This is a genomic window from Bradyrhizobium sp. PRIMUS42, assembly GCF_023006515.1.
GTDB lineage: Bacteria > Pseudomonadota > Alphaproteobacteria > Rhizobiales > Xanthobacteraceae > Bradyrhizobium.
On sequence record NZ_JALBGZ010001597.1, the window covers coordinates 1 to 455 of the forward strand.

At 69.7% G+C, this 455-nt stretch carries 1 pseudogene; it reads left to right on the plus strand.

What is annotated here, in order from left to right:
• Positions 1-455 (plus strand): annotated as a pseudogene (locus MOV75_RS41840) (monooxygenase); the annotation flags it as partial.

The window sequence follows — 455 nt, forward strand, 5'->3', positions numbered from 1 at the left end:
CACTCGGTCGCGCGCCGCCAAGTGGTGCCGGACGGACCGCAGCCGTTCGACACGGGTCTGATCGGCTTCGGCGGCTTCGTCCCGCACGCCGTGCTCGACGGCAGATCGATCGGCCGGCACGTCGAGACCACATTCGGCCAGAGCGGCTTCTTCGGCTACGGCTATTGCAGCCCGGATCCCAACGATGGCGTGATGTGGTGGAGCACGCAGCCCGCGCACGGCATGGACGCGGCGATGTTTCGCGCGCTCGACCCGGCGACGCTGAAGCAGCATCTGCGCGGCTTCCACCGCGGCTGGCACGATCCGATCCCCGCCATCATCGACGCTGCCGAGAACATCGTGGTCACCGACACGCTCGACGTGGCGACATTGCCGACCTGGTCGCGCAAGCGCTCGCTGCTGATCGGTGACGCCGCGCACGCGACCAGCCCCCATGCCGGCCAGGGCGCCTCGCT